Origin of the sequence: Corallococcus sp. CA041A, from assembly GCF_003612075.1 — a bacterium.
Taxonomy (GTDB): Bacteria; Myxococcota; Myxococcia; order Myxococcales; family Myxococcaceae; genus Corallococcus; species Corallococcus exiguus.
In genome coordinates, this window is the sequence record NZ_RAWF01000023.1 from 15,824 (window position 1) to 34,676 (window position 18,853).

Here is an 18,853-nt window from a genome sequence, read left to right on the forward strand (position 1 = left end):
TTCCCCTTCACACGCATTGCTTGCGGGGCCTGGAAAGGACACGGCCTCATTGCCGCGTCGCCAGTTCCAGCGTCACCCGGGCCCCCTTCTCCACCAGCGCACCGGCGGGGGGGGTCTGAGATACGACTCGTCCACTTCCTTGCAGCTGTGGCTCCAACGCCGCGGCGAGCAACTTCACCACGGCTTCCCGTCCCGCCTGACCCTGGACGTCCGGCACACGCACCGTGCCGGGCTCCGGAGTCTCGGTCACCGCATCCTCCAGGCCGGCCCGAACGGGCACGACCTTCGCCAACGCCTTCGGTGCCGGAGGGGGCACCACGGGCGCGGCGGCCGCGGCCACCTCGGCGGGTGCCACCGTCCGGGACGGGGGCACGGCCAGGTGGGCCATGGCAGCGGTAGCGATTTCCTTGAAGGCAGGGGCAGCCACGTTCCCCCCGTATACGTCTGTCTTGGGTTCGTCCACCACCACGAGAATCACGGCGCGCGGGGCCTCGGCCGGTACCATGCCCGCGAACGACGCGATGCGTTTGTCGGAATACCCCCGTGCCACGGGGTCCGCCTTCTGTGCGGTACCCGTCTTGCCGGCCACCCGGTAGTCGTCCATGGCGGCCTTGGGCGCGGTTCCTCCCTTGACCACCACGCTCTCGAGCATGCCCACGACCTGGCGCGCCACCCTCTGGGAAACCACCCGCCGCAGCTCCGTGGGCTGGTTCTCCAGCAGTACCACGCCGTCCGGGTCCACCACCTTGGAGACCAGGAACGGGCGCATCAGCACGCCGTCGTTGGCCAGCGCGCCGTAGGCCGCCGTCAGCTGGACGGCGGTGGAGGTCATCCCCTGGCCGAAGGATTGGGTGGCCAGGGAGATGTCCGATTTCGGAAACGGGATGACGCCGCGGCTCTCGCCGGTGAGCGCCAGACCGGTGCGCTCCGCGAAGCCGAAGGCGTGGTAGCCGGCGACGAACTTCTCGCGGCCCAGGGCCTCGGCGACCTTCGCGGCGCAGATGTTGGAGGACACCTGGAGGATGCCCTGCGCGTTGAGCCAGCCGTGCGGGTGGGTGTCCCGGATGGTGTGACGGCCGATGCGCAGGGAGCCGTTCTCACAGAAGAACAGCTGGTCCGCGGTGATGGCCTTCTGCTCCAGCGCGGCGGCCACCACGAAGGCCTTCATCGTGGAGCCGGGCTCGAAGGAGTCCAGCGCGGCGCGGTTGCGGATGGCGTTCTTCACGCCGTCTTCCGGCGTGTTGGGGTTGAAGCGCGGGTTGTTCGCCAGCGCGAGAATCTCCCCGGTGCGCGGATCCAACACCACCGCCATGCCCGCCGCCGCCTTGGCGTCGTCCACCGCCTTGGCCAGCGCCTTCTCCGCCACGTACTGGAGGTGGCGGTCCAGCGTGAGCGTGACGGCGGCGCCCTGGCGCTCCAGCGGATCCATGGCGCCCTGGACCATCAGCTTGCGGCCCTTGGCGTCGCGGAAGCCGGAGGTGCGCGAGTTCTGCCCGGACAGCTCGTCCTCGAAGGCCAGCTCCAGGCCCTCCAGGCCGTGGCCGTCGGTGCCCACCATGCCCACGATGTGCGCGCCCAGCTCACGCTGGGGATAGAAGCGCTTGGGCTCCTTGGTGAAGCCCAGGCCGGGCAGGCCCAGCGCCTTGACCGCCTCCACCTCCTGGGGCTTCGCCTGGCGCTTCACCCACGCGAAGCGCCTGGCGCGCGACAGGCGCGCGGTCAGGTCGCCGCTGTCCAGGTGCACGGCGCGGGCGAGCTGACGGGCCGCCTGCGGCACGTCGGGGAGCAGGGACGGGTCCACCCAGATGGAGTCCACCTCCACGCTCTGCGCCAGCGGCGTGCCGCGCCGGTCGAAGATGTCTCCGCGCCGGGCGGGGATGTCGATCTGCCGGACGTACTGGTCCTGCGCGAGGCCCCGCAGCTTCTCCTGCTGGAAGACCTGGAGGTAGACCGCGCGGCCGAACGCCGTGCCCAGGAGCGCGAGGAACAGCCCGAACAAGAGCTGGACCCGCAGCCTGAGCCCTTTCGTGTTCGACTCCGGAATCCGCGCGCTCTTCAGGTCCCTCACCGCTGGGTCCCCCGCTCCGCCACGCGGACGGCCGGGGCCGCGGAACGGGCCTGCGCGGTGCCGGAGCCCTTCACGCGCTCGTCCGCCAGGGACACCACCGCGCCGCCCTTGGGCATGGCCATGCCCAGCTGCTCACGGGCCACGCGCTCCAACCGGCCCGGCGCCTTGAGCGTGGCCAGCTCCAGCTTGAGCCGGTCGTTCTCCCGGGTGAGCGAGCGGCTCTCGCCCTCCGCGTTGGACAGGCGGTAGCCCATGTCCACCACCAGGACGCGGCTGGTGACGTGGAGGATGCCCACGGCCGCGAACAGGGTGAAGAGCATGACGGCGGGCAGCAGGTGCATCAGCACGCCGGCCACGGACACGGAGGGACGCGAGAGGGCCTTGCTCATCGGATTTTCTCCACCGCGCGCAGGTGCGCGCTGCGAGAGCGGGGGTTGGCCTCGACTTCCGCTTCGGAAGCCGCGACGGCCTTCTTGGACACGAGGACGAAGTCACCCTGGCTGTTGCACACGCACACCGGGAAGCCCGGCGGACAGGTGCACCCGCCCACCAGGGCACGGAAGGCTTCCTTCACCTTCCGGTCCTCCAGGGAGTGGAAGGAGATGACCGCGGCGCGGCCGCCCACCTTGAGCAGCGAGGGCAGCGCGGCGAGCAGCGAGTCCAGCGCCTCCAGCTCCCCGTTCACCGCCATGCGCAGCGCCTGGAAGGTGCGGGTGGCCACGTGGATGCGGTCCGGCCACGCCTTGCGAGGCACGGCGCGCTTCACCACCTCCGCGGCCTCCAGCGTGCGCTGGGGCAGCGCCTTCTTCAGCTCTCGCGCGATGGGCCGCGCGAAGGGCTCTTCCCCGTAGTCCTTGAGCAGCTTCGCCAGGTCGCGCTCGTCCGTTTCGGCGATGAGCTCCGCGGCGGTGATGCCGCTGTCGCCCATGCGCATGTCCAGCGGGCCCTCCTTCATGAAGGAGAAGCCGCGCTCGGCCACGTCCAGTTGGGGCGAGGACACGCCCAGGTCCACCAGCACGCCGTCCACGGGCAGCAGGTCCTGCGCGACGCTGAGAAGGTCCGCGAAGTTGCCCTGCCGGGCCTGGAAGTGCGCGTTGACACCCATGCGGGCGGTGGCCGCGGCCAGCGCCACGGGGTCCCGGTCCACGCCCACCACCGTGGCGCCCCGGGCGAGCAGCGCCTGCGTGTGGCCTCCGCCACCGAGCGTGCCGTCAAGGATGACCTTGCCCTCCGCCGGGTTCAGCAGCTCCACCGTCTCGTGGAGCAGGACGGTCTGGTGCTGGAAGTCCACGGGAGGGGGCCTTGGGTGCAGGGTCAGACGAAGGGAGCGCGCGCGAGCTGGAAGGCGGCCCGGGCATCGTTCATGTGCGGGTACAGCTCGAAGGCGTCATGGGCGCCGGCCGCGCGGAAGATGGCGGCCAGGTACGGCGACAGCCCGGACAGCTTCACGTCTCCACCGGAGCGGCGGAACGCGTCCGTGCGGGCCATCAGCGGGCGCACGCCGCGGTAGTTCAGGTGCGACACGTCCGCGAAGTCGAGGACGACCTGACGGGTGCCCCGGTGCAGGCGGTGCATCAGGTCCTCGCACAGCTTGAGCAGGTCCGCCTCCTCCAGCTCGCCCTCCAGCATCAGCGTCTCCACGCGCTCGGACGCCGCCACCACCGCCCTGGTCCGACGAACCTCCTGAACCTGGTCCATGCGCCTGCCCACCCTTCTCTCGCGAAACCAAAGCTGTCGACTTCCTGGCTACGGCTGGCGCAGCTCGCCCAGCACCCGCAACACGTCCGGGGAGGTGGCTTCCTGGCGCGCGTCCTCCTGCGCCTTCGCCCAGCCTTCCTGGCTCCAAAGCTCAATCACCTTCACCATCCCCGCCCACACCACTTCCTTCTCCAACTTCGCGTACGCCCTGAGCGACGGCGGGATGAGCAACCGGCCCAGCTTGTCCAGCGGGCACTCCTGCGCGCTGGCCACGTACAGCCGCATCAACGTCTTGACCCCCGGCTCCATGGGGTTGCGCCGGGCGAGCGCGGTCTCCAACGCCTCCCACTCCCGCACCGGATAGGCGTGGAGGCAGGGGTCCAGGGCCGTGGTGACGATGAGCCGCTCGTCGTAGGCGCCCACCAACGTCTCCCGAAGCTTCGCCGGGAGGCTGGTGCGCCCCTTCGCGTCGATCTGGTGCTCATAGACGCCTCGGAACACGCGGGACGATCCACCTTTTCAGCCCAGCACGGGACGGACCACCACTCCTTCCCACTTCTTACCCCTCTGCGGCCGGCATACATACGCGCCCCCCCCAGGGGGGTCAAGAAAGCGCGCAACAGGCTGGAACACCGCTCGCCCGCCGGCGGACATCCGCTGGGGCACATGCCGGACGGCCTACCTTTGGGGGTGGGGTAAACTTGAGTTCTTTCGCTCCCAGGCTGAGACTGGCGGGCGCGTGAACACGAACGTTCGACTGAAGGTGGCCTACAAAACGCCACAGTCGCTGGTCGGTGAGTACACCCGCAGCGTGGGTCAGGGCGGCGTCACCCTGGAGACGCGCAAGGCCCTGCCCCTGGGCACCCGCTTCACCTTTGAGCTGCACGCGGGCGGCATGCCGCGTCCGGTGGAGGTGCTGGGCGAGGTCGTCAAGGTGGAGCCGCGCCCCGGCGAGCGCTTCATGCTCACCGTGCGCTACGACGGCGCGGAGGATCGCAGCGCGCTGGACGCGGTGCTCCAGTTCATCTTCGCCCAGGAGGAGCAGAACGGCCTGCGCCGCTTCCCGCGCCTGCCGCTGCACCTGCGCGCGCGGGAGGCCGACCCCCGGGCGCCCTTCTTCTACGTGCGCGACATCTCCCGCGGCGGCGTGGGCCTGGAGGTGGACGCCCCCGCCCTGCCCCGCGAGGTGCAGGTGGGCACGCCCTTCTTCATGGAGATGGACATGAAGGAGGGGCCGCTGCTGCTCCACGGCGAGGTGGCGTGGACGTCATCCGTGCCGCGCAAGGGCGTGGCGCAGGCGGTGACGCCGGGCTTCGGCGCGACGTTCGGCCGGCTGCGGCCGGACATGCTCCAGCGGCTGGAGGCCCTGATGGCGCTGGAGCACCTGCCGCCCGCGCCCTGGCGGGCCCGGGTCAGCTTCGGCCTGGATGCCGTGTCGCGGATGCCCTGACGCTGCGTCCAGGGCACCCGCGCGCTTCATCTGTTACAGCGGGTTGTACGGGTAGCCGTCGGCCTCCTCCAGGCCCGCGACGATGGTCTCGCGCAGCTCCGCCGGGTCGTACGGCGTGAAGGCGTCCAGCGCGGACAGGCGCTTCAACTCCAGCGTGAGCGCGTCACCCTTGAGCGTGGCGCAGAGCGCGCGGCGGGTGCGCTCGAAGGCGCGCGTGGTGGACTCCATCGCGTACAGCCGCACCAGCGCCACGCGCACGGGGTCCTGCACGCCACCGGTGGCCGCCTGACGGGTGCGCGTCACCATGGAGTCCAGCGCGTACGCGTCCATCACCACGTCCGCCAGCGCGGCCATGACCTCCTGGTGCTTGTCCAGCTCCGTGCCGAAGGTCTCCGCGGCCAGGCGCATGCCGTGGATGGCCAGGTGCTTGGCGCACTCGGCGGCGATCTCCTCGTTGGCGAGCGCGTCATGACGGCCGGCGCGGGGACGCTCGCCGCGGCTCAGCTCCTCCGCCACGGAGCGCGCCTGCGCGAACAGCGGCAGGTCGCCCTTCACGGCGCGCTTGAGCAGCATGCCGGTGATGAGCATCCGGTTGATTTCATTGGTGCCCTCGAAGATGCGGTTGATGCGCGCGTCGCGGTAGGCGCGCTCCACCGGGTACTCCTCGATGTAGCCGGCGCCGCCGTGCACCTGCACCGCGTCGTCCACCAGGAAGCCGAGGGCCTCCGAGCCGAAGACCTTCATGATGGAGGCCTCGGTGGCGAACTCCTCCATCGCGGCGATGACGTGCGCGTCGTAGTCCGCGTCCGAGCGCTCCTTGGACGCGAGCCGCCCGTCCACCAGGCCCGCCGTGCGGTACGTCATGCTCTCCACCGCGTAGACGAGCGTGGCCATGCGCGCGAGCTTCTCGCGGATGAGCGGGAACGTGGCGATGGGCGCCTTGAACTGCTTGCGCTCCTGCGCGAACTTCAGCGCGCTCCGCAGCTGCAGCTTCATGCTCCCGATGACGCCCGCGCCCAGCTTCAGGCGGCCGTAGTTGAGGATGTTGAAGGCGATGCGGTGGCCCTTGCCCAACTCGCCCAGCAGGTTCTCCACGGGCACCTGCGCGTCCTCGAAGTAGAGCGGGCACGTGGACGAGCCGCGGATGCCCATCTTGTGCTCCTCCGGGCCCACGGTGAGGCCCGGGGTGTCCTTCTCCACGATGAAGCCGGTGAACTTGTCGCCGTCCACCTGCGCGAAGACGACGAACACGTCCGCGAAGGCCGCGTTGGTGATGTAGAGCTTGGAGCCGTTGAGGACGTAGTGCTTGCCGTCCGCGGACTTCACCGCCTTCGTCTTCGCCCCGCGCGCGTCGCTGCCGCTGCCCTGCTCCGTCAGCGCGTACGCCGCCACCCACTCACCCGTGGCGAGCTTGGGCAGGTACTTCGCCTTCTGCGCCTCGTTGCCGAACCACACGATGGGCAGCGACCCGATGCCGGTGTGCGCGCTGGACGTCACCGACCACGAGCCCAACAGGCTCATGGCCTCCGCGAGCAGCAGCGACGTCGTCTTGTCCAGACCCGTGCCGCCGTAGGTCTCCGCGATGTCCACGCTCAAGAGGCCCAGCTCGCCCGCGCGGCGCAGGAGGTCGCGCAGCAGAGCGTTGTCCTTGCCCTCGATGCGCGCGGCCTGGGGCAGCACCTGCTCACGGCAGAACTGGAGCGCCGTCTTGAAGAAGAGCCGCTGCTCCTCGGAGAACCCCTCCGGCGTGAGGATGCGGGTGGAGCCCACCTCCTGGAAGAGGAAGGTGGCCCCGGCGAGAACATCCTGGGGACGGGAAGCGGGCTCGGTTGCGGCGACCATCAACGACCTCCGGGGAGGGAGCATTGCCCTCCGAAGCCTTCAGGGGAAAAGGCGCGCGGGACATTAGGGCGCGCGGACTGTCACGGGTAGTAGCGGCGCGGCCCCACCACCTCAAGGCGACGTGGGACTCCACCCGGGGTGCGTGCCCGGCCTGCAGGCGGCAGGCTTCCTGGTCCCTGTGTTACGGGGAACCCGCGTCCGGAGCGGACCGGGGCGTGGGGTACACGAGGCAGAGCGTGTCGAAGAGCCCCTCCTCCGGCGCGACGTACGTGCCGCCGAGCGCCCGCGCCACCTGCCCCACCTCCGTACCGAACGACGGCACGAGGCACAGGTCGTCCGATGTGGTGAAGCGCGTCTTCAGCCGGGCCAGCTCCCGCCGCAGCGTCGCGATGTCCTGGCGCCCGCCGCGCACCGGCACGGAGGGTCCGTTGCGGTCCGGCCCCGGCAGCTTGCCCACGCTGGTGCTCAGCTCGAAGCCGTCCGCGCGCTGGATGATGCGCAGCTTGCCGGGCGCCACCTCCTCCAGCCACGCCCGGAAGCCCTGCTCGTCGCGCAGCACCAACCGGTAGGCCACCGGCGCGTCCGGGTGCTGGAGCCACACCTCCGCCGCCTGCGCGCGCAAGACCGCCAGCGCGTCCGACACCTGCGCGAGGAACGTGTCCGAGTCCTCCACGGCGACGAGCACGTCCTTGCCCCGAACCCGCTCCGCCAGGCTGGCCGCGTCCCGGGCGCGGGCTGGCGTGAAGGTCTCCGCGCCCAGGCGCACCTGATCTCCCGACAGCTCCAGCCGGAGGACGTCCTCCGGGAGAGGCTCGCCCCAGACGGGCGCGGACACGGGCGTGACGGTCGCATCCGCCCAGGTGCCCGCGTCCGCGGGAGCGGGTGGAGGGGCTCCCGGATCCACACGGAGTGCTGGCTCCGGGGCTACCGTGCGTGCCGGTTCGGCGGGAGGTGACTCCCGGCAGCCACCCCATGTGAGGGTGCTCCACACCAGGAGGAAGAATGCACGGTTACGGGAACAGGCTGGCGAGCGTAGCGGAATATTCCACCCGGAGCGTCTGAATGGCCTCATGATAGCTTCTCGCGGTTTTTGCGAAGGACTCCCCTCCACCGGAGCCGATTCGAACGTGCCGCCGCCTTCCGCCGGCTTCCAGTTCGGCAAGTACAAACTGCTCGAGCGCATCGCGACGGGCGGCATGGCGGAGATCTACCGCGCCCGGATGACGGCGGTGGCGGGCGTGACGAAGCCGGTGGTCATCAAGAAGATCCTCCCGGGCTACGCGGACGACAGCGCGTTCGTGTCCATGTTCATCAACGAGGCGCGCATCGCGCTGGGGCTGTCGCACGGCAACATCGCGCAGATCTTCGACTTCGGCGAGGTGGAGGGCGAGTACTTCCTCGCGATGGAGTGGGTGGACGGCCATCCGCTCTCGCACGTGCTTCGCCGGGCGCGGGAGAAGGGGCTGCCCGCGCTGCCGCCGCCGCTGGCGGTGCTGGTGGCCATCGACATGCTGCGGGGGCTGGCGTACGCGCACACGCGGCTGGATGACAACGGCCGCCCGCTGCACATCGTCCACCGGGACGTGAGCCCGCAGAACGTGCTCCTCTCCTTCGAGGGGCAGGTGAAGCTGGTGGACTTCGGCATCGCGCGGGCGCGGCTCGCCGGGCGCTCCGACACGAAGGCGGACCCCGCGAAGGGCAAGTACGTCTACTTCGCGCCGGAGCAGGCGCGCGGCGAGGCGCTGGACGCGCGCACGGACGTGTTCGCCGCGGGCACGGTCCTCTACGAGATGCTCTGCGGACGGCGCCCCTTCGAGGGCTCGCTCCAGGACGTGCTGCGCAAGATTTCCCAGGGCGACTTCCCCCGCCCGCGCGAGTGGACGCCGAACATCCCGGCCGCGCTGGAGCGCATCCTGCTCACCGCGATGGCCACCAGCCCGGAGCAGCGCTACCCCACCGCTCAGGCCTTCGCGGAGGCGCTGGCGCGACAGCTCCACGTCACCGCGCCGGACGTGTCCGCCAGCGACCTGGGCCACTTCATGGGCTACCTCTTCGAGCCGGAGCTCGTGGAGTCCGGCCGCCCGGTGCAGCTGCCGCGCGAGTTCGTCGCACGGGTGGGCCGCTGGAGCGGCGTCGCCGAACCGCCGCCCATCGCCACGCCTCCGGAGGTCCCCCTCCACGACTCCGAGCCCGGGGGTGAGCCCCGAGGCGATTTGACGACGCAGCCCCTGCCCCCGCAAGCGATGCCTCCGGAGCCGCCGCCCGCGTGGCACCGCTCCCTGCGCGGCTGGGCGGTGCGCGGCGCGCCGGTGGCGGTGGCGGCGCTCGTGGCCATGTGGCTGGGCCTGGTGATGGGCGGCTCCAACACGTTCGCGGTGGAGCTCAGCTCCTCTCCCGCGGGCGCCGTCATCCGCGTGGACGGCCGGACGCTGGCGGAGACGACGCCCACGCTCATCACCCAGCTGCCGTCGGACCGCGACCATGTGCTGGAGGTGCTGATGCCGGGCATGGTGCCCTTCAGCCAGCGCGTGCACGCCGAGCGCGGCACCACGCTGGCGGTCCATGCGCGGCTCGCGCCGAAGCAAGCAGTCGCGGCGCGCGCCCTGCCCCGCGCGGGTCCGGGCGACACGCCCGCATCCTTCGCCCGCTACTCCTCCGGCGGCCCGTTCGCGCTCAGCGCGGTCGCGCATGCCCTGCGCGTGCCCCCGTCCCAGGCGGCGCGCATGCGGTTGGATCCCTCCCGCGCCTACGGCCTGCGCGTGGAGGGCCGCGTGTCGGTGGGCGGCCCGCTGCCGGTGGCCCAGGCCGTGTACTTCCTGGAGGGCGGCACGGCGCTGACGGCGCGCGACAGCTTCGGACTGGTGGGCGCCGACGAGGTGCTGGTGCGCGACGCCTCCGTCCTCTACGTGTTCCTCTGGGACGACCGGCCCGACGACAACCGCGGCGCGCTCCAGGTGCACGTGCGCGAACAGGCGAGCGGCGCCATCACCACCCTGCTCCTGGACGCGCGCCGGCACGCCGTCTCGCTGTCACCCCACGACGGCTTCACGCTCCGGGAGCTGGATCCGTCCACCACCTACCGCGTCGTCGTGCGTTCGGCCGGGGAACCGGCGCGCACGCGCGGCTTCGGCGGCGGCGAGGTGGGCGGCGTGCTCGCGCTGCACGGCGCGGGACCGTCCCCGGCCGTGGCCCCGGGCACGCTGGAGGTGCTGGAGGTCAACCAGCCCACGGTGATGCGCGGCGCGAGCTGGCTGCGGCTCGCGTTCCCGGATGACGACGTCCAGGACAACTCCGGCGGCCTCACGCTGGAGGTGACGCCGGTGGCGCCGCTGCACCAGTAGCGAGCGACGGGCCGCTACAGGACACCGCCAGCCTGTAGCCGAAAAATTGATCATCCGGGCGCCGCCCCTACCCTGGGCCGCCACGGAGGACGCTCATGAAGAAGCTGCTGGCGGTGCTGGCCCTGGGGATCGCGGTGATGGCGACGGTGGGACTTTCCACCCGCGTGGACGCACGGCCCGGAAGCACGGCGGACGAGGGGCCGACCGACGCCCAAATCGACGCTGTCCTGGACTCGCAGGCGCACGAGGTCATGGCCAAGCTGTTGGAAGCGCAGCGCAATGCCAACCGGATGACAATGCTTCCCCGGTAATCTCGTGGCATCCGGCGAGGCTCGGTGCTACGACCGGCGCTCGCTTCGGTGATCATCCCACCCGCCCACGAGGGGGCCATGCCAGAAGGGTCCGCTGCACTCCAGCTCCAGGTTGGAGACCGGGTCGTCTACCCCAACCAGGGGGTCTGCCGCGTTGCCGCCATCGACGTGAAGGAGGTGGCGGGCCAGAGCCTCACCTTCGTCACCATGCGCCGGGAGGAAGACGGCGCGGTCGTGATGGTGCCGCAGGGGAAGATCCTCTCCATCGGCGTGCGCAAGGTGGCCAGTCCCACCGACGTGGAGGAGATCTACGCGTTCCTCCGCTCGGACAGTGACAAGGCCGACCTGGACTGGAAGCAACGCGCGCGCACCAACCTGGACCGAATGACCCAGGGCGGCATCCTGGGTCTGGCGGAGGTCGTCAAGGGCCTCCAGGTCCTCAGCGAGCTGCGGCCGCTGCCCACCAAGGAGCGCGAGCTCTACGACAACGCCCGGCACCTGCTGGTCTCGGAGGTCGCCGCCGCGCTGGGCACCGCCGAGGCCAACGCCGAGGACTCCATCGACATCGTCCTCTTCCCGCCCGGGAAGGAGCGTCCCAAGCGCACCGCCGCGGAGTTCGCGCGGCCCGGTGGCGACGAGGACGACATGGACCTGGACGGCGACCTCATGGGTCTGGAGGGCGGGGAGCTGGACCTGCCCTCGGACGAGGAGCCGCAGTCCGAGTCCGAAGAGGAGTCCTCCGAGGAAGAAGGCGGCGAGGAGGAAGGCGGCGAGGAGGGGGGCGAGGACGCTCCCAAGAAGCGCGGCCGTCCGCCCAAGGCCAAGCCGGCCGAAGGCGAGGAGGCCGCCGCTCCGAAGAAGCGCGGCCGTCCGCCCAAGCCGAAGCCCGAGGTGGCGGAGGGCGCCGAGCCCGCCGCCCCGAAGAAGCGCGGCCGTCCGCCCAAGGCCAAACCACCCGAGGGCGCCGCACCCGCGGAGCCCGCCGCGCCCAAGAAGCGTGGCCGTCCTCCCAAGGCGAAGCCGCCCGAGGACGAGTGAACCCCACGGCCCTCCGGCCGCCCGCGTCGCGCCGCAAGCGCGCGCCCGGCACCGCGAGGGCCTTCCCGCCGAGGTGACGCCCCGTGATTCGCGTCGTGACGCTGGACCCCTTCGACGACAAGCAGCTCGCCAAGTTCAACCGCACGCTCTACACGGCCTTTGGCGTGGGCAGCGAGCACAGCGGCTCCGCGGAAGTCCCCGCGGGCATGTCCGAGCCCCTGGACGCGGAGAAGCTGCTCGATGAGGTGAAGGGCATCCGGGCCTACAAGGACGACAAGGTGCTGCTGCTCACCTCGCGCAAGCTGAAGGACCGGGACCTGCCCAGCGGCAAGGCGCCCACGTCGGGCTTCGCCAGGTACGGCAAGGACCGGGCAATCCTCTCCATCGCGCCGTTCAAGGACCTGGAGAAGGACTTCAAGCCCATCACGCGCCACGCGCTGCACCAGCTGGGCACGCTCTGGGAGCTGCACCACTGCCTGGATCCGCGCTGCTCGATGTACCCGCCCTGGACGCCGTCCTTCAATCAGGGCGACCACATCTTCTGCACCTTCTGCCGCGAAAAGAGCGAGCAGAAGATCCGTCTTGCCAAGTCCTAAGGCCCTGCGCGCCCTGCCCCTGGTGGAGCTGGGGGCCTTGTTGCTCGTCGCGCTCTTGTGCCTGGTCTTCCAGCTGAGGCTTCCGGGCCGGCTGCCCACGGACGCGGACGAGCGCGCCATGGCGGACGTGCTGGCCCGCGATGCGCGCCCCGGGGACGCGGTGCTGCTGTTCCCCTGGTGGACCGAGCGCGCCCGTCTGTTCGTGCCGTCCTCCGTGCCCGTGTACGGGTGGCTGGAGTCGGACGGCGCGGACCTGAGCGCGCACCCGCGCATCTGGGTGCTGGGCCAGCCGGAGCTGCCCCGCTCCGACGTGGGCGCGTTCGACGCGGCCTTCCTCCCCGGCCGCAAGGCGCTGGGGCCCGAGTCGCGCATGGGCCCGCTGTCGCTGCGCCTCTACGAGAACGGCCGCTACCGCCCGCGCCACTGGGTGGCGAGCGAGTCCGCGAACGCGGCGCACGTGTACCTGGAGCAGCCGGACGGCTCGCGCCGGGACTGCCCCTTCGACGGGCGTGTGCACCGCTGCCCTGGCCCGCCGCACCTGTACGTGGCGCCGGAGTGGCACGAAATCCTCTACGAGCCCCGGCACTGCCTGTGGATGCACGCGCCCGGAGGCGCGCAGCGGCTGGTGGCGGAGTTCGCCAACGTGCCGTCCGGCATGGGCCTGCGGCTGGAGGGCGGCATCATCTTCGAGTTCGCGCACCCGAAGGACCCGCGCCTGTCCACCTCGTACCTGGGCGTGGATGACGCGGCCTCGGGCGAGCGGCTGTTGGACGTGCCCATTCCCCCGGGCCGCGAGGGCGTGCAGAAGGCGGAGGTGGTGCTGCCGCCCGGGCCGCCGCGCACGGTGAAGGTCTGGGTGCAGGCGGACAACGCGGAGTCGCGGCAGGTGTGCCTGGACGTGATGGCGCTGGAGCCCGCGGTGGGGGTGAAGCCATGACAGCTCCGGTGACGTTTCAGATGACCGGACGCCCCGCCACGCGCGAGGAGAAGTTCACGGCCCTGGCGCTGTGGGTGCTGGCGTTCGCGGCGCTGTGGAGCACGGAAGCCGCCGTGGGCTTCACGCGCGACGAGAGCGTCTACTTCGCCGCGGCGGAGGGCTATTCGCAGTGGTTCCGGCTGCTGCTGCACTCGCCCGCGCAGGCATTCACGGACAGCGCCATCGTGCGCTCGTGGGACTACAACCACGAGCACCCGGCGCTGATGAAGACGCTGTTCGGGTTGAGCCACCTGCTCTTCCACGACACGCTGGGCGTGATGCGCGACGCGACGGCCTACCGGCTGCCCGCGTTCGCGATGGCGGCGCTGGTGCCCGCGCTGTGCTTCCTCCTGGGCAGCGCGCTGTACGGCCGCACCGCGGGGTGGTTCGCCGCCCTTTCCTTCCTGCTGGTGCCGCGCCAGTACTTCAACGCGGAGCTGGCGTGCTTCGACATGCCGGTGGCCGCGATGTGGCTGCTCGTCGTGTACTGCTTCTGGCGCGCGCTGGAGAGCACCCGCTGGGGCGTCGCGGGCGGCGTGGCGTTCGGCCTGGCCCTCGCCACGAAGCACAACGCCCTCTTCCTGCCGTTCGTGCTGTCGCCGTTCGCGCTGTGGCGCGCTTGGCAGGCAAGCGAAGGCAACCCCGAGGCCCGCGTGCGGCTCTTCCGCTTCGTGGGGCTCTTCGCCGCGGTGGCGGTGCTGTACGGCCTGCTGGTGGTGTTCCTGGGCGGGCCCGCCGGGTTCCAGAAGAAGTTCCTGCTCCTGAGCCCGCACACGCTGTTCTTCGTGGGGCTCGCGGTGGGCTGCGCGGTGCTGCTGAGGGAGCTGCGGCGCGTCAGCCTGCCGGTGACGCAGGCGCTGGTTCCGCTGGCGGCCATGGCGGTGCTGGGCCCCGTCCTCTTCTACCTGCACTGGCCCTACCTCTGGCACGCGCCGGTGGACCGCACCGCGTGGTACCTGGCCTTCCACGCGACGCACAACCACTACGCCTGGTTCTACCTGGGCACGTTGATGCGAGGGCCGCCCTTCCCGCTCAGCTACGTGCTGGTGAAGACGGCGCTGACGGTGCCCACCAGCCTCTTCGCGCCCATGGTGACGGGCTTCGTGGCGCTCGTGGGCCGCGCGCTGCTCAGCGTGAGTGAACGCACGCGCGATTGGGTGCGGATGCCCACGGCGGCGGAGGCGCTGGTGGGCGTCAACGCGGTGACGTCCATCCTCATCATCAGCCACCCGCAGGTGCCGCACTTCGGCGGCGTGAAGCACTGGTTCCCGTCCATGCCCTTCCTGGGCATCCTCGCGGGCGCGGCGGTGGCGCGCGGGTGCTTCGCGCTGTGGGAGGTGCTGAAGGCGCGGCGGCCTTCGGTGTCACCGCTGGCGGTGACGGTGCCGGTGTTCGCGCTGCTCATGGCGCCCGCGCTGCTGGGGCTGGTGCGGGTGTTCCCGTACGGCACGGCGGCGTACTCGGAGCTGGCGGGCGGGCTGCCAGGCTCGGCGACGCTGGGGATGCAGCGGCAGTTCTGGTCCAGCCACGTCACCGGCGTGCTGCCGTGGATCAACGAACACGCGAAGCAGGGCGCACGCGTCTACCTGCACGAGGTGAACGGCTTCTCGTTCCGCGACTACCAGCGCAACGGCATGCTGCGCGCGGACGTGCGAGCGGTGAACAGCCCGTTCGACGCGGACATCGTCGCGTACCAGTACCACCAGGAGTTCCGCGAGCACGAGTTCCTCACGTGGCAGGCCTTCGGCACGCGCACGCCGGTCACCGGGCTGTACCTGGACGAAACGCCGCAGGTCATCGTCTACCAACGCCCGGAGTAGGTCCGGGCCCGGATGACGCAGGAAGCCATGTGCACGACCGTGCACTCGGCGGCCTCACGGGCGTCCACGAAAAGCGGACAGGACCGGAAGGCATGGGGCCGGGGTAGGCTGGCGGTGTCGGCCATTCCACCTTCCCGAGGAGGAACACATGACGCGCTGGACGGGCTTGTTGACGGTGATGGTGCTGGGCGCGGGCATCATGAGTTGCGACGACGCGAAGCCGCCCGCGAAGGTGACGCGCGCGCAGGTGAAGCGCACGGGCCCCGCGACGATGGAGATCATCCCCGTCGAGGGACAGCTCCCCTACTGCATGCTCTTCACGATGTCCGAGAAGGGCGTCATCCGGCAGCTCACGCTCACGCGCGAGAACCGCTCCATCCGCTGCGACCCGGGCCGCCCCGTCGCGAACACCAGCTTCCGCGTGCCGGTGCAGGAGGGGAAGGTGCGCGTCTACATCTTCTTCTCCGACGAGCGCGTGCCGGCGGGCTCCGTGGCGCAGCAGCTCTACGACTTGCGCGACCGCGAGCGCGTCACCGCCATGGACCTGCGGCTGCCGGGGCGCATCTTCGTGGAGACGCTGGAGTTCACGCCGGAGACGGGCGAGCCGGAAGCGACGGGCGGCATCGTGGGCGCGGGCGGCGTGGTGACGTCCGACGGAGGCACGGCCCCGGACGCCGGTACCCGCGAGCTGACCGTGGAGCCGCTGGCCAACTGAGCGCCAGACGCGAAGAAGCCCGAGGGTGGTCATCCGCCCCCGGGCCTCCGTGCTGCTTCAAGCCGTGACACCGTGGCCGCCTAGTTCAGCCACCCACCGCCGTAGCGGCTGCGCTCCAGCCGGGCCAGGCGCTCCCGCTCCTGCCGCTCGCGCTCCACCCGCGCCTGCCGCTCCCGCTCCTGCCGTTCCCGCTCCAGCCGCGCCTGCCGCTCCCGCTCCTGCCGCTCGCGCTCCAGACGGGCCTGCCGCTCGCGCTCCTGCCGTTCCCGCTCCAGCCGGGCCTGCCGCTCGCGCTCCTGCCGCTCGCGCTCCATGCGGGTCTGGTCCTGGCGGCTCACGAGGGGGGTGGCGGCGTGGAAGTCGGCCGCCATCACCGGGGAGCTCGCGACGAGCGCCACAGCCACCACCATCTTCTTGAGCATCGCCTTCATGACCTGCCTCCGTGAGCCGCGTTGTCCTGCGTTCTGAACCTACTGACGGGGGAGGCCCTGCTTGATTCAACCGCGCCATCGGAAGATGGCCCTGTTGAAACACTCTGAAATGAAGCCCGAGTGAAGCCGCTTCTCACGCGGACAGGAGGGGTAGGCTCGCGGTCGGCATCCTTCCCTGGGAAGAACACGTGACGCGCTGGACGGGCTTGTTGACGGTGATGGCGTTGGGCGCGGGCTCCGTGCGCTGCGACGACGCGAAGCCCGCGAAGGTGACGCGCGCGCAGGTGAAGCGCACGGGCCCCGCGACGATGGAGATCATCCCCGTCGAGGGACAGCTCCCCTACTGCATGCTCTTCACGACGTCCGAGAAGGGCATCATCCGGCAGCTCACGCTCACTCGGGAGAACCGCTCCATCCGCTGCGAGGCGAACCGGCCTGTCGCCAACACCCGCTTCCGTGTGCCGGTGCAGGAGGGGAAGGTGCGCGTCTACGTCTTCTTCTCCGACGAACCCGTGCAGGCGAACTGGGTGGCACGGCAACTCTATGAGTTGCGCGACCGCGAGCACATCACCGCCATGGACCTGCGGCTGCCAGGGCGCATCTTCGTGGAGACGCTGGAGTTCACGCCGGAGACAGGCGCCGTCGTGGACGCGGGCAGCACCGCCTTGGATGCAGGACCCCGCACGCAGCCCATCGAGTCCACCGCCCACTGACCTCCAGACGCGAAGAAGCCCGAGGGTGGTCATCCGCCCCCGGGCCTCCGTGCTGCTTCAGGCTGTAACACCATGGCTGCCTAGTTCACCCAGCCGCCCCGGTAGTGCGAGTCGCGCCGCGCCAACCGCTCCCGCTCCTGACGCTCGCGCTCCAGCCGAGCCAGACGCTCGTGCTCCCTGCGCTCCCGCTCGATCCGAGCCTGCCGTTCCCGCTCCAACCGCTCGCGCTCCAGCCGGGCCTGACGCTCCCGCTCCATCCGCGCCCGCTCCTTGCGCTCACGCTCCAGCCGGGCCTGACGCTCGCGCTCCATCCGCGCCCGCTCCTGCCGTTCGCGCTCCAGCCGCGCCATCCGCTCCCGCTCGTGCCGTTCGCGCTCCATGCGAGCCTGGTCCTGACGGCTCACGAGAGGGGAGGCGCCGTGGTAGTCCGCCGCCATCACCGGGGAGCTCGCGACCAGCGCCACAGCCACCACCATCTTCTTGAGCATCGCCTTCATGACCTGCCTCCGTTGAGCCGCGTTGTTGCTGCGTTCTGAACCTTCTGACGGGGGAGGCCCTGCTTGATTCAAGCGCACCAAAGGCACGGGGCCCCTCCCGTTTCCCTCGGAAGAGGCCCCGCTGAAACACTCTGAAATCAAGTCGGAGTGAAGCCGCTTTTCAGTACGCCTCGCGGGCCATGGCCAGCAGATCCGCCTCCGTCACGGTGCGCGGATTCCCCTGGTGGGACGCGTCCTGGAAGGCCTTCTGCGCGATGTGCTCCAGGTCCTTCTCCTGCACGCCCGCTTCGCGCAGCCGCGTCGGAATCCCCACGGACGCCGCCAGCTTGCGCACGCGGTCGATGGCGTTCGCCGCGAGCACCTCCTCGCGCGCGTTGGACGTGTCCCCCAGCGCCGTGGCGATGCGCGCCAGCCGCGCCGTGCAGGCCGCGCGGTTGAACTCCATCACCGCGGGCAGGACGATGGCGTTCGCCAGACCGTGCGGCACGTTGGAGATGGGCGTGAGCGCGTGCGCCAGCGCGTGGCTCGCGCCCAGGCCCTTCTGGAAGGCCATGGCGCCCTCCATCGCCGCCACCATCATGTCCGTGCGCGCCGCCAGGTCGCGGCCCTCCTGCACCGCCGTCACCAGCGAGCGCCCCACGCGCATCACCCCGTCGATGGCCACCGCGTCCGCGAGCGGATGGAAGCCATTGGCGACATACGCCTCGATGCAGTGGGTGAGCGCGTCCATGCCCGTGGCCGCCGTGACGGACGGGGGCAGGCCCAGCGTCAGCTCCGGGTCGATGACGGCCGCCTTCGGCAGCAGGTGCGGGCTGAAGATGACCGTCTTGCGGCCCGTGTCCGCCAGCGTCACCACGCCGGAGCGCCCGACTTCAGAGCCCGTGCCCGCCGTCGTGGGAATGGCGATGAGCGGAGGCAGGTCGTCGCGCACGTACTGGTCGCCGCCCTTCGCGTCGTCGTAGCGGCTGAGCGGCGGCTCGTGCGTGGTGAGCAGTTGCACCAGCTTGCCCGCGTCCAGCGCGCTGCCACCGCCCAGGGCGACGATGCCATCCGCCTTGTGCGCGCGGTACGCCTCCAGGCCCGCGAACACGTCGCGCTCCGTCGGGTTGGGCTCCACGCGGTCGAACACCGCGCACTCCAGGCCCGCGCCCTTGAGCACGTCCGCCACGCGCGCGGCGAGGCCCGCCTTCACCACACCCGCGTCCGTCACCAGCAACGGGCGCTTCATGTTCAACCGCGCCGCGTGCGCGGGCAGCTTCTGGAGCGCGCCCGCGCCGAACACGATGCGCGTGGGCCACGCCATCTCCGTGACACGCGGCTCGGAGGGAATGTCGAAAGGTTTCATGGAAGGTCCTCC

At 71.0% G+C, this 18,853-nt stretch carries 19 protein-coding genes; 9 read left to right on the top strand and 10 right to left on the bottom strand.

Going from position 1 to position 18,853, the window contains the following annotated elements; all coding sequences use genetic code 11:
- Window positions 1–46: 46 nt before the first annotated feature.
- Genes D7V77_RS06685 through mraZ form a run of 5 tightly spaced genes read right to left on the bottom strand, consistent with a single transcriptional unit; the run spans window position 47 to window position 4,267 of the window.
- Entirely contained in the window at window positions 47–2,068 is a 2,022-nt protein-coding gene (locus D7V77_RS06685) for a penicillin-binding protein (RefSeq protein ID WP_120575429.1), read from the bottom strand.
- Window positions 2,065–2,457, bottom strand: a complete 393-nt coding sequence (locus tag D7V77_RS06690; protein WP_120575430.1) for a cell division protein FtsL — start codon at window positions 2,455–2,457, stop codon at window positions 2,065–2,067. Before D7V77_RS06690 ends, D7V77_RS06685 begins: the two co-directional genes overlap by 4 nt.
- Window positions 2,454–3,359 carry a 16S rRNA (cytosine(1402)-N(4))-methyltransferase RsmH gene (gene rsmH / locus D7V77_RS06695; protein ID WP_120575431.1) on the bottom strand — a complete coding sequence of 302 codons (906 nt, stop codon included), beginning with the start codon at window positions 3,357–3,359 and terminating at the stop codon, window positions 2,454–2,456. The genes D7V77_RS06690 and rsmH overlap by 4 nt, the downstream gene beginning before the upstream one ends.
- A gap of 23 nt (window positions 3,360–3,382) precedes the next feature.
- Window positions 3,383–3,766 (bottom strand): STAS domain-containing protein, encoded by a 384-nt coding sequence (locus D7V77_RS06700; protein ID WP_120575456.1) that lies wholly within the window; start codon window positions 3,764–3,766, stop codon window positions 3,383–3,385.
- A gap of 48 nt (window positions 3,767–3,814) precedes the next feature.
- Window positions 3,815–4,267: a division/cell wall cluster transcriptional repressor MraZ gene (gene mraZ, locus D7V77_RS06705; RefSeq protein ID WP_120566798.1), complete on the bottom strand. Its 453-nt coding sequence runs from the start codon at window positions 4,265–4,267 to the stop codon at window positions 3,815–3,817.
- 238 nt (window positions 4,268–4,505) lie between these two features.
- Here mraZ and D7V77_RS06710 point away from each other — a divergent pair, with 238 nt between their 5' ends.
- Window positions 4,506–5,216 (top strand): PilZ domain-containing protein, encoded by a 711-nt coding sequence (locus D7V77_RS06710; protein ID WP_120575432.1) that lies wholly within the window; start codon window positions 4,506–4,508, stop codon window positions 5,214–5,216.
- 33 nt (window positions 5,217–5,249) lie between these two features.
- Here the strand turns inward: D7V77_RS06710 and D7V77_RS06715 are convergent, their stop codons facing one another.
- Both D7V77_RS06715 and D7V77_RS06720 read right to left on the bottom strand, forming a co-directional pair.
- On the bottom strand, window positions 5,250–7,058 hold the full coding sequence (locus D7V77_RS06715; protein WP_120575433.1) for an acyl-CoA dehydrogenase family protein: 1,809 nt from the start codon (window positions 7,056–7,058) through the stop codon (window positions 5,250–5,252).
- Window positions 7,059–7,239: 181 nt separating this feature from the next.
- Window positions 7,240–7,962, bottom strand: coding sequence for a hypothetical protein (locus D7V77_RS06720; RefSeq protein ID WP_120575434.1), 723 nt, complete (start codon window positions 7,960–7,962; stop codon window positions 7,240–7,242).
- 223 nt (window positions 7,963–8,185) lie between these two features.
- On the opposite strand from D7V77_RS06720, the gene D7V77_RS06725 reads away from it, so the two are divergent.
- The 7 genes from D7V77_RS06725 (at window position 8,186) to D7V77_RS06755 (ending at window position 15,855) form a co-directional block, all read left to right on the top strand.
- Window positions 8,186–10,399 carry a serine/threonine-protein kinase gene (locus D7V77_RS06725; RefSeq protein WP_120575435.1) on the top strand — a complete coding sequence of 738 codons (2,214 nt, stop codon included), beginning with the start codon at window positions 8,186–8,188 and terminating at the stop codon, window positions 10,397–10,399.
- Window positions 10,400–10,494: 95 nt separating this feature from the next.
- Window positions 10,495–10,710 carry a hypothetical protein gene (locus tag D7V77_RS06730; protein ID WP_120575436.1) on the top strand — a complete coding sequence of 72 codons (216 nt, stop codon included), beginning with the start codon at window positions 10,495–10,497 and terminating at the stop codon, window positions 10,708–10,710.
- A gap of 78 nt (window positions 10,711–10,788) precedes the next feature.
- Window positions 10,789–11,748 (top strand): CarD family transcriptional regulator, encoded by a 960-nt coding sequence (locus tag D7V77_RS06735; RefSeq protein WP_120575437.1) that lies wholly within the window; start codon window positions 10,789–10,791, stop codon window positions 11,746–11,748.
- Between the two features lie 83 nt (window positions 11,749–11,831).
- On the top strand, window positions 11,832–12,344 hold the full coding sequence (locus D7V77_RS06740; RefSeq protein WP_120575438.1) for a hypothetical protein: 513 nt from the start codon (window positions 11,832–11,834) through the stop codon (window positions 12,342–12,344).
- Window positions 12,331–13,281 carry a hypothetical protein gene (locus D7V77_RS06745; RefSeq protein WP_120575439.1) on the top strand — a complete coding sequence of 317 codons (951 nt, stop codon included), beginning with the start codon at window positions 12,331–12,333 and terminating at the stop codon, window positions 13,279–13,281. Before D7V77_RS06740 ends, D7V77_RS06745 begins: the two co-directional genes overlap by 14 nt.
- A gap of 20 nt (window positions 13,282–13,301) precedes the next feature.
- Window positions 13,302–15,140, top strand: a complete 1,839-nt coding sequence (locus D7V77_RS06750; protein WP_120575440.1) for a glycosyltransferase family 39 protein — start codon at window positions 13,302–13,304, stop codon at window positions 15,138–15,140.
- Between the two features lie 148 nt (window positions 15,141–15,288).
- Entirely contained in the window at window positions 15,289–15,855 is a 567-nt protein-coding gene (locus D7V77_RS06755) for a hypothetical protein (RefSeq protein WP_120575441.1), read from the top strand.
- Between the two features lie 80 nt (window positions 15,856–15,935).
- Here the strand turns inward: D7V77_RS06755 and D7V77_RS06760 are convergent, their stop codons facing one another.
- Window positions 15,936–16,286: an ATP-dependent DNA helicase gene (locus D7V77_RS06760; protein ID WP_120575442.1), complete on the bottom strand. Its 351-nt coding sequence runs from the start codon at window positions 16,284–16,286 to the stop codon at window positions 15,936–15,938.
- Between the two features lie 188 nt (window positions 16,287–16,474).
- Between D7V77_RS06760 and D7V77_RS06765 the strand changes: the two genes are divergently transcribed.
- Entirely contained in the window at window positions 16,475–16,999 is a 525-nt protein-coding gene (locus tag D7V77_RS06765) for a hypothetical protein (protein WP_233596732.1), read from the top strand.
- Between the two features lie 80 nt (window positions 17,000–17,079).
- Here the strand turns inward: D7V77_RS06765 and D7V77_RS06770 are convergent, their stop codons facing one another.
- Together D7V77_RS06770 and D7V77_RS06775 are read right to left on the bottom strand one after the other, a co-directional pair.
- Window positions 17,080–17,496: an ATP-dependent DNA helicase gene (locus tag D7V77_RS06770; RefSeq protein ID WP_120575443.1), complete on the bottom strand. Its 417-nt coding sequence runs from the start codon at window positions 17,494–17,496 to the stop codon at window positions 17,080–17,082.
- A 160-nt stretch (window positions 17,497–17,656) separates the two neighbouring features.
- The gene (locus D7V77_RS06775; RefSeq protein WP_120575444.1) at window positions 17,657–18,841 is read right to left on the bottom strand and encodes an iron-containing alcohol dehydrogenase; all 1,185 of its coding nucleotides are present in this window, start codon (window positions 18,839–18,841) and stop codon (window positions 17,657–17,659) included.
- Window positions 18,842–18,853 lie beyond the last annotated feature (12 nt).

Coding starts and splice junctions, on each gene's coding strand:
- D7V77_RS06690 (WP_120575430.1), bottom strand. CDS start 2,457: ATGAGCAAGGCCCTCTCGCGTCCCTCCGTGTCCGTGGCCGGCGTGCTG.
- D7V77_RS06700 (WP_120575456.1), bottom strand. CDS start 3,766: ATGGACCAGGTTCAGGAGGTTCGTCGGACCAGGGCGGTGGTGGCGGCG.
- D7V77_RS06715 (WP_120575433.1), bottom strand. CDS start 7,058: ATGGTCGCCGCAACCGAGCCCGCTTCCCGTCCCCAGGATGTTCTCGCC.
- D7V77_RS06730 (WP_120575436.1), top strand. CDS start 10,495: ATGAAGAAGCTGCTGGCGGTGCTGGCCCTGGGGATCGCGGTGATGGCG.
- D7V77_RS06735 (WP_120575437.1), top strand. CDS start 10,789: ATGCCAGAAGGGTCCGCTGCACTCCAGCTCCAGGTTGGAGACCGGGTC.
- D7V77_RS06750 (WP_120575440.1), top strand. CDS start 13,302: ATGACCGGACGCCCCGCCACGCGCGAGGAGAAGTTCACGGCCCTGGCG.
- D7V77_RS06755 (WP_120575441.1), top strand. CDS start 15,289: ATGACGCGCTGGACGGGCTTGTTGACGGTGATGGTGCTGGGCGCGGGC.
- D7V77_RS06760 (WP_120575442.1), bottom strand. CDS start 16,286: ATGAAGGCGATGCTCAAGAAGATGGTGGTGGCTGTGGCGCTCGTCGCG.
- D7V77_RS06770 (WP_120575443.1), bottom strand. CDS start 17,496: ATGAAGGCGATGCTCAAGAAGATGGTGGTGGCTGTGGCGCTGGTCGCG.
- D7V77_RS06775 (WP_120575444.1), bottom strand. CDS start 18,841: ATGAAACCTTTCGACATTCCCTCCGAGCCGCGTGTCACGGAGATGGCG.